The following is a 14,794-nucleotide window of genomic DNA, read 5'->3' as shown; positions in this document are numbered from 1 at the left end:
GTTACCACTTTTAATAGATCGGACTTCTGTGTTTTTATGTACCAAAAAATAGGGTGGAAGGAAGTGTTTTTCTACCATTAACCCTATTTATTATAGAATCTTTTTAAATCAAGTTAAGCTTTTTTTAAATATAATTTTTCAGTTTATATGGAATGTATTTTTAATTTGGATGATCTTTCGAAATATATCTTTCTCGTATATGGGGAAAAGAATCAGTTATATTTTTTTGGACCAATATTTTAGTTTTTTGATATACTATTTAAAAAGGAGTGAACTTATGGTATCGATATTAGTTGTTGAAGATGATACTCAAATTAGCAAAATGCTAGTAGAAGCATTAACAATTGAAGGATATTCAGTGACTCCTGCTTACTCAGGGAGCGAAGGTCAACTTTTATTCGAGCAATCAAGTTTTGATCTAATACTATTAGATTTAATGTTACCAGGCCTCTCTGGTTTAGACCTACTCAAAATAATTCGCCGGGAAAAATCCATTCCGGTGATTGTTATTTCAGCTAAAGAACAAGTTGATGATAAGGTAGAAATTTTACAAGCTGGAGCAGATGACTACTTGGTGAAGCCATTTGATCTTAAAGAGTTAAAAGCTCGTATTCAAGTATGCCTTAAACGCTATCAAACTAGTTTAGAGGAAAAAACATCGAATAAGAGATTGAATTTCGAAGGGTTAATGATTGATTTAGAGACCCAAACAATTAATTATCAAGGGCAGGAATTAAATTTAACGCCTCAAGAAAGAAGGATCTTAGAATTATTATTAAGTCAACCAAAGAAGGTTTTCTCAAAGCTTGAAATTTATGAATATGCGTGGGGGGCAAATTATTTGGCAGATGATAAGACATTAACCGTTCATGTATCAAATTTACGTAAGAAATTAGACCAAATAAGTAAAAGACCTTGGATTGAAACGGTTTGGGGAATTGGTTTCCGTTTGATTTCGCTGAAAAATAAAAAGTAGTTAAATTGTATTGAATATTTCAATTTCTTTTATTTTCTTTCATGCTTTTATCTTAACCTTTTCTTAATACTTTCTTTGTTTTTCCTTTGCCATTATATTTTTGAAGGAGTCTATAATATAGATAACAAAGGAGGAAAGATGATGGAAAGCATTCTTAAAAGTGAAAATTTATGTAAAGCGTATAACAATCAGTTTGCATTGAATAATGTCAGTATGAATGTTCAATCGGGTGATATCTATGGTCTGATTGGTCGTAATGGAGCTGGTAAAACAACCTTAATGAAGATCATTAATCGTCAGATTCTACCGACTAGTGGAAAGGTTTGGATTCAAGACCAAGAAATGGCTAAAAATGACCATTTTCAAGTAAGAATTGGCACTTTAATTGAGGCGCCAGGACTTTATATGGGACTCACAGCTGGGCAAAACCTGGAACTAAAATGTAAATTGTATGGAATTCGCCGTGACAATTATATAGAAGAATTATTGAATTTAGTAGGCTTACCCATTAGTCAAGTTAAGAAAAAGAAAGTTAAAAAATTTTCATTGGGTATGAAACAGCGATTAGGTCTTGCTTTAGCTTTAGTAGGAGATCCGGATCTTTTGTTGTTAGATGAACCTACCAACGGAATGGATCCGCAGGGAATTAGTGAGTTCCGCGAGACGATTCTTAAATTGAATAGCGAGCGTCATATTACGGTTGTGATATCTAGTCATATTTTGGGTGAATTGGCGAAACTCACGACTCGAATTGGTATTATTAATGAAGGTACCTTATTAAAAGAAGCAGATATGGAGGAATTAAATCAGATTAATCAAGATTTTATTCGGATTAAGGGTGGCGATCAGGCTCAAATAATGGCACATTTACAAGAAAAATTAGATCTTCAGCAAATTAAGCAAGTGAGCGATTCTGAACTGCGTGTATATGAACACTTAGATAATTCGTCAGTCATTAGCCATGAATTAATTCGCTCAGGCATTCTTTTTGAACAATTGGTAGTTGAGCGAGCGAGCTTAGAAGATTATTTTATCCGCTTAACAGGAGGTCACAACAATGGTTAATTTTATTCGCTTTGATTCCTATAAGTTGTTGCACATGAAGGCTACTTGGATTACGTTATTGATCCTTTCGTTGATATTCTCTTTACTAACTTATGGCGGCTATGTAACAACACACAAATCTTACGAAGACTATCAACTATCAATGACTTCGAAAGAAACCAATGAAGAAGGCAATTTTAAGTTAGAAATAAAATCGATGCAAGAAGGAGAAATTTTAACAGAGGAAGAGTACGAAACAAGTATTCAAGAAGAAAAAAAAGCCTATCGTTTTTCCGATAGTCTAATTGCTAATTACAGTTTGAGCCTTCTTTTTGTTTATATACTTTCAGCTGTTTTTATTGAAAGTGATTTTTCTTCTGGCTATTTAAAAAATATGTTAGCTATTAAAGGGGCGAAATGGAAATGGATGACTTCTAAATTATTTGTCGCCTTGTTAATATTCTTCATATTTCAAGTTGTTTGTATTGCTTTTTCAGTTCTAATGGCCGGTGTGACAGGTCAATTAGAGTTGCCTATTTATTGGCAAGATCATTTAGCTTTACTATTGCCACAAGCTCTTATGTACCTTATTATTATGTCGGTGACAGTAACCTTAAGTTTATTGCTACAAAGTAAAGTGGCAATCATTGTCTTAGCTTGCCTAGTGGGAACAGGTTTTCACAATCAAATCATTGGATTTATAGGGGATATTGTTGGTTTGGATCTTACAAAACAATTATTCTCCAATAAGCTAATGTCAATGGGCCCAAATTATTCAGAGCAAGCCATGTCAGTGGTAAGTATGGGTGTTGTATACCTATTGGTACTTTATCTCTTGAATAGGTGGTATATTTATCGAATAGACTTTAAGTTTGAACATTAGAGCATAGAAAGTAGGGACCGTCAATGATATATTTTTTATTGATTTTGATAATTCTAGCTATAGTTGGTTATCATTATTACTATCGGCTCCAAGTTTCTGATTTGACGAAGCAATTAAAAGTTATCAGTAAATCCCCTACCAATCAATTACTGACACAAGAGATCTTTTCATCAGAAATGAATGAACTTGTTAAAAGGATAAACTTGGCATTAATTAAAGAAAGAAATATATATCGAGAATTACAAATTGAGCAACGTTCAAAGCAAGAATTAATGATTAATCTTTCCCATGATGTGAGGACACCTTTGACCTCACTCATGGGTTATCTTCAATTAATGGAAACCAGCGAGGATGAGAACGACAAGCAGCGTTATTTTCAAATTATCTATCAAAGAATTGATCATTTAAAAGATTTGTTGGATCGGCTTTTCTTATTGGAGAGGTTGCAAGATACAGAATTTGAGTACAAGAACGAAATAGTGAACTTAAATGAAATTATTACTCAGCATGTTTTGTCTTTCTATGATCAGTTGAAAACAGCTAATATTGAAGTTGAACTTGACTTATCGGACGGTAGTTTTTTAATTACATCGGATGTCAGACTGCTGAACCACGCGCTAGATAATTTAGTAAAAAATGTATTAGATCATGGCAAGGATTATTTAAAAATCAAATTGTCGGGCCATAAAATTGAGGAAGAATTAACAAATCTTAAGCATGAAGACTTAATAAATCAAACAAAACGGGAGGTCTTACCAGGTAATGCAAATGTCGTAAGAATTATTTATTGTAATCGACTTTCACATCCAATTAATGAAGATCCTAATACTTGGTTGAATCGCTTCTATCAAGCTAAAAACAAGCAGTCGAAAACAAAACAAAATACAGGTTTAGGCCTAAATATAATTAAAATAGTCATTGAGAAATTAGGCGGTCAAATTTATTTGGAAACAAAAGGGTCTGATATATTGATAAATCTTTATTTTCCAATCTAATTAGCGAATGATTTCATGGAAAAATGGAAGAGCATAAAACTTGACCATTCTTGACCTAATCCGTTATACTATTGAAGTAAATTGAAAGGCTCAGATTAAAGGGAGGATATAGAATGAATTTAGTACCCACAGTAATAGAACAAACATCACGTGGTGAACGCGCTTATGATATTTATTCGCGCTTGTTAAAAGATCGAATTATTATGTTATCAGGTCCAGTGGATGACCACATGGCTAACTCAGTCATTGCCCAATTATTATTTTTAGATGCTCAAGATCCTGAGAAGGATATCTACCTTTATATCAATTCACCAGGAGGTAGTGTTACGGCTGGTTTGGCCATCTATGATACCATGAACTTTATCAAAGCGGACGTCCAAACGATCGTGATTGGATTAGCTGCATCAATGGGATCCGTCCTATTAGCAGCAGGAACCAAAGGCAAGCGCTTTGCCTTACCGAACGCTGAAGTAATGATTCATCAGCCTTTAGGTGGTGCTCAAGGCCAAGCCACTGAAATTGAAATTGCTGCACGCCATATTTTGAAGACGAGAACGCGCTTAAATGAAATTTTAAGTGAAGCGACTGGTCAACCTATTGAAGTGATTGAAAAGGATACCGACCGAGATAATTTTATGACGGCTGAAGAAGCGAAAGCTTATGGCTTAGTGGACGAAGTGATGGCCAATCGTAAGGATAAAAAGACTAAGAAAGATAAGTAATAAAAGGAAATATCCGTATCTTTTAAGTACTAGCAATGCGCTGGTACTTTTTTTGTGCCCTTAGATGAAGGCAGCATTGCATAATTTTAAAATACATGCTAAACTTATAATTAGATATTTAGCTAATTATCGAAATAAAAAGATGAGGAGGTGAACATTTGAGTGTTCAACTGCTTTTTAAAGCTTTAAGTGATCCCAATCGACGTAAAATTTTAGAATTACTCAGACCCGGCCCTTTAACTGCTGGGGAAATTGTCCGTCAATTTGAATCGGCAGGTTCTACTATTTCTAAACATCTCTCTATTTTAAAACAGGCTGATTTAGTGATTGATAAAAGAGAGGGACAGTTTATTTATTATGAATTAAATAGTTCCGTTTTAGATGGAGTCATTCAATGGTTAATGAATTTAGAAAAATAAAGGAGAGGATTTTATGACTAAAAACTTAACGAGGCATTACTATAAAAACTGGGTTCTTGTTTGTGTTTCTATTATTCTAGCGGGCTATTTCTTTATAAAAGCACCCGAAGTGATTCCTACACACTTTGATTTGGCAGGGAATGCTGATAATTATGGTCCTAAAATAAATCTTTTTAAGTTTCCTGCATTATTGGCTGGACTGAATCTTTTAGTAGAAGTATTGAAACGCATTGATCCAAAACGCGAAAATTATCGACGTTTTGAAAAGCATTTTTATTTAATCATTTTTGCTATGAATATTTATTTACTTAGCAGTCAAATAATTATAGGTGCCTATGGTTTAAACTGGCTCAACCAGATTCCTTCCTATTTAGAAGGAAGTTTAGGGCTACTATTTATTGTTTTAGGGAATTATATGCCAAAAATTAAATTTAATTATTTTATGGGCATACGTACCCCTTGGACATTAGCTGATGAAAAGGTGTGGTATCTTACCCACCGTTTAGCTGGAAAAATATTTGTTGTAATGGGAATCCTTATTTTATTAACCGTCTTCTTGCCGTTGACTATTAAAGAATGGAGTGTTCCTTTGATCACGTTAGGTGGCACTATGAGTGTCGTTGGAGCTTCCTATTGGTTGTATCGCAAACAACATCTTTAATGATTTTTTTATTTATGATAAGCAATCTAAATGTATGTTTTCATCATTTAGATTGTTTGTTTTTTGAACAAAGTCGAATGGAGTTACTATCGATAGTAATTAATGGGGTAAGATTAGCTTAGAAGATGAAGCAGTAGATTTCAAAGGACATAAAGCGCCCAGATTCAGAAAGTATATCCATTGTAATTTAAACCATGCAGTGTTAGAATGCTTTATGAAGAAAGATGAATAGCTTTTCTTCTTTTTATAAAACAAGGTCATTCAGCGACCAACAGGAGGCTTGGAATGGATTTGATTGATGAATTAGGTACAGTGGTACCAGAACTTGGTGAGATGTTAGACATTCGTCTTAATGTTTTAAAAGCTTTATCTAAGCATCAACTACGAATTGGTCGTAAAGCGTTAGCCAAACAAATTCATTTGTCCGAGCGAACTTTGAGAACTAATTTACAAGTATTGCGTGATCAAAGTCTGGTAGATGTAAGTCGTGCGGGGATACGTATTACGGATGAAGGACAAAGAGTAGGCCATCTCATTCAGCAGTTACGGATGGGGCAGGACCGTTTACCGGAATACGAAGCAGCCTTAGCTAAAGAATTAAATATACAAAACTGCTGGGTAGTAGCTGGCGATGTAGATAGCGACTTTACAGTTTTTCAAATGCTTGCTGAAGCAGTTCAAACGATTCTAGGACAAGAATTACCGCAAGAAGCGGTTGTAGCTGTTACGGGAGGGTCCACTTTGGCTAATATGGGTCAACATTTTACTAAGGAACTATCGCAAAACAGACAATTATCCTTTGTGCCTAGCCGTGGTGGTATGGAAGGTTCTTTTCATATTCAATCTAATACGGTAGCTGGAATAATGGCTCATGAGACCCAAGCTGACTATGTTCCCTTGTATATTCCAGATCGTTTAACTGATCAGTTGAGTCAAGAGATTGTTAAGGATCCAACCATTAAAAAAGCCCTTGATTTAAGTCGATCAGCGGACTGTCTTTTATTAAGTGTGGGAGCTGCTCAAGTAATGTCAAAGCGAAGAAAACTAACTCCGCCACAAGAAAGAATACTTCTCGAAGGTCAAGCGGTAGGAGAAGCATTTGGCATTTTTTATGATGCAGAGGGAAAGGTTGTTTTTTCCATCCCTCGCTTAGGCTTACAACTTGAAGATGTCATTAAGTTTCCGTTATTATTAACCATAGTAGCAGGCCAACAAAAAGCACCTGCTACCCGAGCTTTCTACAAGATGATGCCAAAACAAACCTGGCTCATTTGTGATAAAAGTCTCGCTAAAGCTGTTTTAAATGGGGTTACCCAATTTAAATAAAATATCCTAAGGGGGAAATTATCAATATGTCAACAAAAATCGCAATCAATGGTTTCGGTCGTATTGGACGTTTAGCATTACGTCGTATTTTAGAAAAGGATTCAGATTTAGAAGTTGTTGCAATTAATGATTTAACAGATAACGAAGATTTAGCTTATTTATTAAAATATGACTCAGCGCAAGGTCGTTTTCCATACTCTGTAGAAGCTAAAGGTGATGTGATTGTTGTAGATGGTAAAGAGATTAAAGCCTTTGCTGAGCCAGATGCAGCGAAGTTACCATGGAAAGATTTAGGGGTTGAATTCGTCTTAGAATGTACTGGTTTTTACAATTCAGCAGAAAAGGCTCAAGCCCATATCGATGCAGGTGCTAAGCGTGTCCTAATCTCAGCGCCCGCTAAGTCAGCTGAAACGAAGACAATTGTTTATGGTGTAAACCACGAAGTTCTAACAGCTGATGATGTGATTGTTTCAGCAGCTTCATGTACAACTAACTGCTTAGCTCCAATGGTCAATGTTTTACATAAAGAATTTGGTCTAAAATCTGCCCAAATGGTAACGGTTCATGCTTATACAGCAACTCAAAAATTACAAGATTCGCCAGGCGGACGTAAAAACCGTGCAGGAGCATTTTCAATTATTCCTGCTTCCACTGGAGCTGCTAAAGCAATCGGAAAAGTAATTCCTGAATTGAATGGTAAAATTGACGGTGCAGCTTTACGAGTTCCAACAATCACTGGTTCTTTAACTGAGGTATATGCAGTCTTAGACAAAGAAGTAACAGCTGAGGAAGTTAACGCAGCGATGAAGAAATATGAATCAGATGCTTTTGTCTATGAAGAAGATGAAATTGTTTCTGCAGACATTATTGGTTATCCAGCAGGATCTGTTTTTGATTCAACACTTACAAAAGTAATGGGTGAAGGTGACGATCAAATCGTTATGGCAGCCTCTTGGTATGATAATGAGTACGGCTTTACAGCGAACATGATTTCAACCTTAGAATATTTTGTTGAATTAAATTAATAAGACCCACACTAGCGGGGAAGCAAACGCGCTTCTCCGTTTTTTTCATAAAGGAGGAAGAAGAATGGCTAAAAAAACTATTAGAGACTTAAACCTTGAAAACAAAACCGTATTAGTACGTGTCGATTTTAACGTTCCGATGGATGGTAATAAGATTACAGACGATAATCGAATTGTAGCTGCTCTAGATACGATAAAGTATTTAATTGAGCATCAAGCCAAGGTTGTTTTATTTTCACATCTAGGTAAGATCAAATCGGCAGAGGATTTGGATAAAGCAGATCGTAACTTAAATCCTGTAGCAAATCGTTTATCTGAAATATTAGGACAAGAGGTTGTTTTTATTGATGAAACACGTGGCGAAAAATTAGAATTAGCGGTTAAAAATTTGCAAGAGGGTCAAGTATTGTTAGTTCAAAACACACGGTTTGAAGATGTAGAAGGGAAAAAGGAATCTGGGAATGATCCAGAACTTGGCAAGTATTGGGCAAGTCTAGGGGATCTATTTGTTAATGATGCATTTGGAACCGCACATCGTTCTCATGCATCGAATGTTGGTATTGCAGCGCATTTAGATTCAGCGGTCGGCTTCTTAATGGAAAAAGAAGTGAAATTCTTGAAAGAAGCGGTAGATCAGCCGGAACGTCCTTTTGTTGCTATATTAGGGGGAGCAAAAGTTTCTGATAAGATTAAAGTTATTGAGAATTTGTTAGATCGAGCTGATAAAGTAATTATCGGTGGAGGTATGGCGTATACCTTTTTCAAGGCAAAAGGCCTCGAAATTGGACAATCCATTTGTGAACCAGATCGCATCGAACTCGCTAAAGAAATTATGGAAAAAGCAGGCGATAAATTAGTGTTACCGGTTGATAATGTTGTGGCTAAAGAATTTAACAAGGATGCCGAAACTAAAGTGGTAGCTTCTGAAGAAATTCCTACAGACTACATGGGGATGGATATAGGGCCTCAGACAGTTGATTTGTTTGCTGAAACTTTAGCTGGCGCCAAAACTGTAGTGTGGAATGGGCCAATGGGTGTTTTTGAAATGGAAAAATTTGCACAGGGAACGATGGGAGTTTGTCAAGCCATTGCTAATTTAGAGAGTGCGACCACTATTGTAGGTGGAGGAGATTCTGCTGCAGCTGTTACTCAATTGGGTTATGAAGATAAGTTCACGCATATTTCTACCGGTGGAGGAGCCTCCTTATCTTATCTTGAGGGAGCCGAATTACCAGGCGTGGAGTCCATTGATAATCTATAATTAGAAAAGGAGAAAAATATGTCACGAAAACCAATTATTGCCGGAAACTGGAAAATGAATAAAACAGCTAAAGAATCACGTGGTTTTATTGAAAATGTCAAATTAGATATCCCTTCAAATGATTTAGTGGATGCAGTGATCGGAGCACCTGCTGTTTTCTTAGAAGCTATGACCGAAGCTGTACAGGGAACTGATTTACAAGTAGCTGCGCAAAATTGTTTTTGGGAAGATGAAGGCGCTTTTACGGGCGAAATCAGTCCCAAAACGCTAGCGGCTTTAGGTGTAGATTATGTGATCATTGGACATTCTGAGCGTCGTCAATATTTTCATGAAAGCAATGAAGAAATTAATCAAAAAACTCATGCTATCTTTCGTAATGGAATGAAGCCGATTATTTGTTGCGGAGAAACGCTCGAAACCTACGAAGCAGGAAATGCTGAGGAATTTGTAGGCCAACAAATAACGGCAGCTTTAAAAGATTTAACGGAAGGTCAAGTACAATCATTGGTAATTGCGTATGAACCAATTTGGGCAATTGGGACGGGTAAATCAGCAACAAAAGATGATGCCCAAAAGATGTGTCATGCGATTCGTCAAGTAGTAGCAGAAAACTTTAACCAAGAGGTAGCTGATCAAGTACGTATTCAATATGGCGGGTCAGTTAAACCTGATAATATTGCAGAGTACCTAGCTTGTCCAGATGTAGACGGAGCATTAGTAGGCGGAGCGAGCCTACAACCTGAATCATTCTTAGCTTTATTGGAGGCGGTTAAATAATGGGAAAAGCACCTATTGCTTTAATTATTTTAGATGGCTTTGGTATTCGCGAGGAGACTTATGGGAATGCCGTTAAGGCGGCGCATAAACCCAACTTTGATCGTTATTGGCAGCAATTTCCCCATCAACAACTCAGAGCAGAAGGGGAAAATGTTGGTTTACCAGAAGGTCAAATGGGGAATTCTGAAGTAGGACATATGAATATTGGGGCTGGAAGAATTGTCTATCAATCCTTGACGCGAATAAATAAGTCCATTCAAGAGGGTAGTATAAAAAAGATTCCTGAACTCACCAAGGCCATCGAGCACGCTAAGCAAAATAATGGAGCATTGCATTTAATGGGCTTACTTTCTGACGGTGGGGTTCATTCACATATCAATCATCTCTTCGGTTTAATTGAGTTAGCTAAAGAAATGGATTTAAACAAAGTGTATATTCACGCTTTTCTAGATGGACGTGATGTTGGACCTCAATCCGGAATAGATTTTATAAGAGATACAGAAAGTTTTATTAAAGAAAAAGGAATTGGTGAAATTGCAACAGTCTCTGGACGCTACTATGCAATGGACCGTGATAAGCGTTGGGACCGCGTTAAATTAGCCTATGATGCCTTAGTTAGTGGCCAAGGGCCTCAATATGCCTCTGCTGAAGCAGGAGTTCAGGCTTCTTATGAACAAGAAGTATATGATGAATTTGTTCAACCTTTTGTGGTGGATCCAGAAGGACATATTAAAGAAGGCGATAGCCTTATTTATTATAATTTCCGACCCGATCGTGCGATTCAACTATCAACAGCTTTAAGTAATCCGGCTTTTGACGGCTTTGACACATCGAATCGACCAGAAAACTTACAATTTGTAACATTTACTAAATATTCAAAAGATGTTCTAGCCGAAATTGCTTTCAAGAAAGTTGATTTAGTGAATACGATTGGCGAAGCGATAGCGAAAGCAGGCAAAACGCAGTTACGTATTGCAGAAACTGAGAAGTTTCCTCATGTCACTTTCTTTATGTCAGGTGGCCGTCATGAAACGTTTCCGGGAGAAGAACGTATTTTAATTCCTTCTCCTAAAGTAGCTACTTATGACTTAAAACCTGAAATGTCCGCTTACGAAGTCAAGGACGCATTGATAGATAAAATTAATGAAGATACGATTGATGCAATCATTCTTAATTTTGCTAATCCGGATATGGTTGGTCATTCAGGTATGTTAGAGCCAACCGTCAAAGCTATTGAAGCGGTCGATGAGTGCCTCGGTCAAATTGTCGATTTGATTTTAGAAAAAGAAGGTGTTGCAATCATTACAGCCGATCACGGCAATTCAGATGAAGTCATTACGTTAGAAGGTAAACCTATGACTGCTCATACTACCAATCCTGTACCAGTGATTGTTACGAAAGAAGGAATCTCGTTAAGAGAAGGTGGCATACTATCTGATTTAGCACCTACTATGCTTGACCTTTTAAAAATTGACCAACCAAGTGAGATGACTAGCCAAAGTTTAATTAAGCATTAATGGCAATTCATTGAATTTAATTTACTAAAACAATAGAATAAGATTGAGACGTTTAACCGTTTCAATCCAACAAAAGGAGCGAATAAAATGCCTTATATTACAGATGTTTACGCACGTGAAGTTCTTGACTCAAGAGGAAACCCAACAATTGAAGTAGAAGTTTATACCGAAAGTGGTGCCTTTGGACGCGGAATGGTCCCTTCAGGAGCATCTACTGGAGAACATGAAGCAGTAGAATTACGTGATGGAGATGCAACACGCTATGGTGGCAAAGGAGTTAGCCAAGCCGTTGATAACGTTAACCACTTTTTAGCCGAAGCCTTATTAGGGTTTGATGTATTGCAACAACAAGCTATTGATCAAATGATGATTGAAATGGATGGCACACCGAATAAAGGAAAACTCGGAGCAAACGCTATCTTAGGCGTATCTATTGCTGTGGCACGTGCAGCTGCTGATTATTTAGAAATACCTTTATACCAATACTTAGGTGGATTCAATACCAAAGAGTTACCAGTACCAATGATGAATATTGTTAATGGTGGCTCACACTCGGATGCTCCGATTGCTTTCCAAGAGTTTATGATTTTACCTGTTGGGGCTGAAAACTTTAAAGAAGCGTTACGTTGGGGCGCTGAAGTTTTCCATGCGCTAAAATCAATTCTCAAGGAACGTGGGTTAGAAACATCAGTAGGTGACGAGGGTGGTTTTGCGCCTCGCTTTGAAGGAACGGAAGACGGTGTAGAGACCATTCTTAAAGCGATTGAGAAAGCTGGCTACAAACCCGGTCAAGATATCTTCTTAGGCTTTGACTGTGCCGCTTCAGAATTTTACGTAGAGGGTGTTTATGATTATGCCAAATTTGAAGGAGAAGGCGGTAAAAAACGCTCAGCCCAAGAACAAGTTGACTACCTTGAAGAGTTAGTGAATAAATATCCAATCATTTCCATTGAAGATGGTATGGATGAAAATGACTGGGAGGGTTGGAAGTTACTAACTGAACGTTTAGGTGACAAAGTCCAATTAGTTGGAGATGATCTATTTGTGACCAACACTGAAATTCTTTCACGTGGTATTGAAGAAAGTGTGGGGAATTCCATTTTAATCAAAGTGAATCAAATTGGGACACTAACTGAGACATTTGATGCGATTGAAATGGCTAAGCGTGCAGGGTACACAGCAGTCATTTCTCACCGTTCAGGTGAAACGGAAGACTCCACTATTGCGGATATTGCAGTAGCAACCAATGCGGGTCAAATTAAGACAGGGTCTTTATCACGTACAGACCGTATTGCCAAATATAATCAATTATTGCGGATTGAAGATGAATTAAGTGAATTAGCACAATATAATGGCAAAAAAGTTTTCTATAATTTAAAAGATTTCAAATAAGATTGACAGAATAGATTAAAGCGCTCTCTAAGAATTTAGAGAGCGTTTTTTTGGTTAATAAAGGAGCATTTTATTTTAAAAAACAAACAAAACACTTTATAATTGACGAGTCAACTGTTGATTTATGAAATGAAAGAGGGAGGGTTTGGTGAGTCTAAGAGAAGTAAGTAGATTATTTTATCAATTAAAACTAGTTAACCAGGAGTTAATTAGTAAATTTGAAAAAGAAACGTCATTTAGTATAACGCGCTTTGAATTAATGATGTTTTTAAAAGAGCATGGTCCTTGTTGCCAAACTCGTCTACAAAAGGAACTAAAGATAGATCGTGCAGCTGTTACAAGACATTTAAGAATTCTTGAAGGAAAAAATATGTGATCCGCAAAAGAAATAAAGAAAATAATCGTGAAGTGCTCGTAACAATTACCGATAAGGCGTTAAATGATTTGAATCGTTGCCAGCAGAGTCATTGTCAATCTGAGCAACAGAGGATTTTACCCCTATCTAAAGATGAAACACAGCGATTGATCGAATTATTAACCAAATTAATACAATAGAAAAGGAGAATAATATGTCCAACCACTTAGTCACTAATAATTTTTCAGAAATTACTTATGGAAGAAAGTCAATTCGTGCTTATGATGAGAAGTATAAAATAAGTCAGGAAGAAATGCTTGAAATGATTCAAGAAGCTACCACAGCTCCTTCATCCGTCAATATGCAACCATGGAGGTTTGTGGTGGTTGAAAGCCAAGAGCAAAAAGCCAAATTAAAACCACTTATTCGTTTTAATACGCTACAAAATGACACTTCATCTGCTATGATATTAATATTTGGCGATATGCAGTGTTATGAACTCGGTGAAGAAATCTACAATCAAGCAGTCGAGGAAGGCAAAATGCCTGCTGAAACGAGAGATCAACAATTATCTGTCATTATTCCTTATTATAAAAGCTTTTCTAAACAAAAAATGAATGATGTTGTGAAAATTGATTCAAGTTTGGCAGCCATGCAATTAATGTTAGTGGCTCGTTCTCATGGTTATGATACCAATGCAATCGGTGGTTTTGAAGAGGACTTATTGGCTGAAGCTTTCGGTCTCGACAAAGAACGCTATGTACCGGTAATGATCCTATCAATTGGAAAGGCTAAAGATTCTGGTTATCCATCCGTACGCTTAGCCGCTGAAAAAATTACAGAATTTAAATAAGAAACACTAAAAACTTAAAGAATTTATAAATTAAAGTTAAACGCCTCCTCTAGCGATGCTTATTGGCATCGCTAGAGGAGGCGTTTAAAGTTTTATTATTAACAAGTAATAATTATAAAAATGGAAGATATTAAACGCATTACTGTGATTCTCAACCACGTTTAAAAAATATAGATAATACTATTATTGTTATAAAGTTGAATTGAAGATCGATCTACTTAGGATCAGATTACATATAGGATAAACATAGAAGTTCAGAAAAACAATACTTGGATATGAACTTTATTGTAAGGCAACCCTTTTAAAAAACTTAGTATGGTAGTGTCAAATAAATTGTGTGACCTACATTATAAGATTGTAATTATTTTATCAACATTCCGATTATTTCCGATCCTAACCTCGCATTTTAGAAGAGCTTTCGAATACCATGTGGATTCGCTTAGATCTGTAGGATTGATAGGCCCTCTAAAATGCGAGGGAAGCAACCGAAGGGTGCTAGTTTAGTCCATTAAGATACTTGGGGCTTTGTGAGACCTTCTCTTAATTTCGTCTCGTTAACTGGTCGTTTTTGATCCAAAAGAGATTGAA

14 protein-coding genes and 1 pseudogene are annotated in these 14,794 nt (G+C 36.4%); all 15 read left to right on the top strand.

What is annotated here, in order from left to right:
* Window positions 1-277: 277 nt before the first annotated feature.
* The 15 genes and pseudogenes from ACQV2G_RS08495 to ACQV2G_RS08425 all read left to right on the top strand — a co-directional run bounded on the left by ACQV2G_RS08495 (window position 278) and on the right by ACQV2G_RS08425 (window position 14,206).
* Entirely contained in the window at window positions 278-976 is a 699-nt protein-coding gene (locus ACQV2G_RS08495; RefSeq protein ID WP_428876603.1) for a response regulator transcription factor, read from the top strand.
* 141 nt (window positions 977-1,117) lie between these two features.
* Entirely contained in the window at window positions 1,118-2,041 is a 924-nt protein-coding gene (locus tag ACQV2G_RS08490) for an ABC transporter ATP-binding protein (protein ID WP_428876602.1), read from the top strand.
* Window positions 2,034-2,903 (top strand): hypothetical protein, encoded by an 870-nt coding sequence (locus tag ACQV2G_RS08485; RefSeq protein WP_428875449.1) that lies wholly within the window; start codon window positions 2,034-2,036, stop codon window positions 2,901-2,903. Before ACQV2G_RS08490 ends, ACQV2G_RS08485 begins: the two co-directional genes overlap by 8 nt.
* Window positions 2,904-2,926: 23 nt before the next feature.
* The gene (locus ACQV2G_RS08480; RefSeq protein ID WP_428876601.1) at window positions 2,927-3,898 is read left to right on the top strand and encodes a sensor histidine kinase; all 972 of its coding nucleotides are present in this window, start codon (window positions 2,927-2,929) and stop codon (window positions 3,896-3,898) included.
* A 113-nt stretch (window positions 3,899-4,011) separates the two neighbouring features.
* Window positions 4,012-4,620, top strand: a complete 609-nt coding sequence (gene clpP, locus ACQV2G_RS08475) for an ATP-dependent Clp endopeptidase proteolytic subunit ClpP (RefSeq protein WP_428876600.1) — start codon at window positions 4,012-4,014, stop codon at window positions 4,618-4,620.
* Window positions 4,621-4,778: 158 nt separating this feature from the next.
* On the top strand, window positions 4,779-5,039 hold the full coding sequence (locus tag ACQV2G_RS08470) for an autorepressor SdpR family transcription factor (RefSeq protein ID WP_428874450.1): 261 nt from the start codon (window positions 4,779-4,781) through the stop codon (window positions 5,037-5,039).
* Between the two features lie 13 nt (window positions 5,040-5,052).
* Window positions 5,053-5,700 carry an SdpI family protein gene (locus ACQV2G_RS08465; RefSeq protein ID WP_428874451.1) on the top strand — a complete coding sequence of 216 codons (648 nt, stop codon included), beginning with the start codon at window positions 5,053-5,055 and terminating at the stop codon, window positions 5,698-5,700.
* A 285-nt stretch (window positions 5,701-5,985) separates the two neighbouring features.
* Window positions 5,986-7,026 (top strand): sugar-binding transcriptional regulator, encoded by a 1,041-nt coding sequence (locus tag ACQV2G_RS08460; protein WP_428875455.1) that lies wholly within the window; start codon window positions 5,986-5,988, stop codon window positions 7,024-7,026.
* 26 nt (window positions 7,027-7,052) lie between these two features.
* On the top strand, window positions 7,053-8,051 hold the full coding sequence (gene gap, locus ACQV2G_RS08455) for a type I glyceraldehyde-3-phosphate dehydrogenase (RefSeq protein WP_428874453.1): 999 nt from the start codon (window positions 7,053-7,055) through the stop codon (window positions 8,049-8,051).
* A 64-nt stretch (window positions 8,052-8,115) separates the two neighbouring features.
* Entirely contained in the window at window positions 8,116-9,312 is a 1,197-nt protein-coding gene (locus ACQV2G_RS08450; RefSeq protein ID WP_428876599.1) for a phosphoglycerate kinase, read from the top strand.
* Window positions 9,313-9,330: 18 nt separating this feature from the next.
* Window positions 9,331-10,089, top strand: coding sequence for a triose-phosphate isomerase (gene tpiA, locus ACQV2G_RS08445; RefSeq protein ID WP_428876598.1), 759 nt, complete (start codon window positions 9,331-9,333; stop codon window positions 10,087-10,089).
* Window positions 10,089-11,606 (top strand): 2,3-bisphosphoglycerate-independent phosphoglycerate mutase, encoded by a 1,518-nt coding sequence (gene gpmI / locus ACQV2G_RS08440; protein ID WP_428876597.1) that lies wholly within the window; start codon window positions 10,089-10,091, stop codon window positions 11,604-11,606. Before tpiA ends, gpmI begins: the two co-directional genes overlap by 1 nt.
* A gap of 87 nt (window positions 11,607-11,693) precedes the next feature.
* Window positions 11,694-12,998: a phosphopyruvate hydratase gene (eno, locus tag ACQV2G_RS08435; RefSeq protein WP_428875458.1), complete on the top strand. Its 1,305-nt coding sequence runs from the start codon at window positions 11,694-11,696 to the stop codon at window positions 12,996-12,998.
* Window positions 12,999-13,146: 148 nt separating this feature from the next.
* Window positions 13,147-13,553: pseudogene (locus tag ACQV2G_RS08430) on the top strand (MarR family winged helix-turn-helix transcriptional regulator).
* A 14-nt stretch (window positions 13,554-13,567) separates the two neighbouring features.
* Complete coding sequence (locus ACQV2G_RS08425) at window positions 13,568-14,206, top strand: nitroreductase family protein (protein ID WP_428874459.1); 639 nt, start codon at window positions 13,568-13,570, stop codon at window positions 14,204-14,206.
* The last annotated feature ends 588 nt before the right edge of the window (window positions 14,207-14,794 follow it).

It is taken from the genome of Facklamia sp. P12955 (assembly GCF_050409565.1).
Classification (GTDB): domain Bacteria; phylum Bacillota; class Bacilli; order Lactobacillales; family Aerococcaceae; genus Facklamia.
Note: the sequence above shows the minus strand (reverse complement) of the source record. Positions and strands in the feature narration are given on the sequence as shown.

Bases quoted from the DNA above. Each gene is read 5' to 3' on its own strand.
- ACQV2G_RS08450 (WP_428876599.1), top strand. From the start codon at position 8,116: ATGGCTAAAAAAACTATTAGAGACTTAAACCTTGAAAACAAAACCGTA.
- ACQV2G_RS08465 (WP_428874451.1), top strand. From the start codon at position 5,053: ATGACTAAAAACTTAACGAGGCATTACTATAAAAACTGGGTTCTTGTT.
- gap (WP_428874453.1), top strand. From the start codon at position 7,053: ATGTCAACAAAAATCGCAATCAATGGTTTCGGTCGTATTGGACGTTTA.
- ACQV2G_RS08485 (WP_428875449.1), top strand. From the start codon at position 2,034: ATGGTTAATTTTATTCGCTTTGATTCCTATAAGTTGTTGCACATGAAG.
- ACQV2G_RS08480 (WP_428876601.1), top strand. From the start codon at position 2,927: ATGATATATTTTTTATTGATTTTGATAATTCTAGCTATAGTTGGTTAT.
- ACQV2G_RS08490 (WP_428876602.1), top strand. From the start codon at position 1,118: ATGGAAAGCATTCTTAAAAGTGAAAATTTATGTAAAGCGTATAACAAT.
- ACQV2G_RS08495 (WP_428876603.1), top strand. From the start codon at position 278: ATGGTATCGATATTAGTTGTTGAAGATGATACTCAAATTAGCAAAATG.
- clpP (WP_428876600.1), top strand. From the start codon at position 4,012: ATGAATTTAGTACCCACAGTAATAGAACAAACATCACGTGGTGAACGC.
- ACQV2G_RS08425 (WP_428874459.1), top strand. From the start codon at position 13,568: ATGTCCAACCACTTAGTCACTAATAATTTTTCAGAAATTACTTATGGA.
- eno (WP_428875458.1), top strand. From the start codon at position 11,694: ATGCCTTATATTACAGATGTTTACGCACGTGAAGTTCTTGACTCAAGA.
- gpmI (WP_428876597.1), top strand. From the start codon at position 10,089: ATGGGAAAAGCACCTATTGCTTTAATTATTTTAGATGGCTTTGGTATT.
- tpiA (WP_428876598.1), top strand. From the start codon at position 9,331: ATGTCACGAAAACCAATTATTGCCGGAAACTGGAAAATGAATAAAACA.
- ACQV2G_RS08460 (WP_428875455.1), top strand. From the start codon at position 5,986: ATGGATTTGATTGATGAATTAGGTACAGTGGTACCAGAACTTGGTGAG.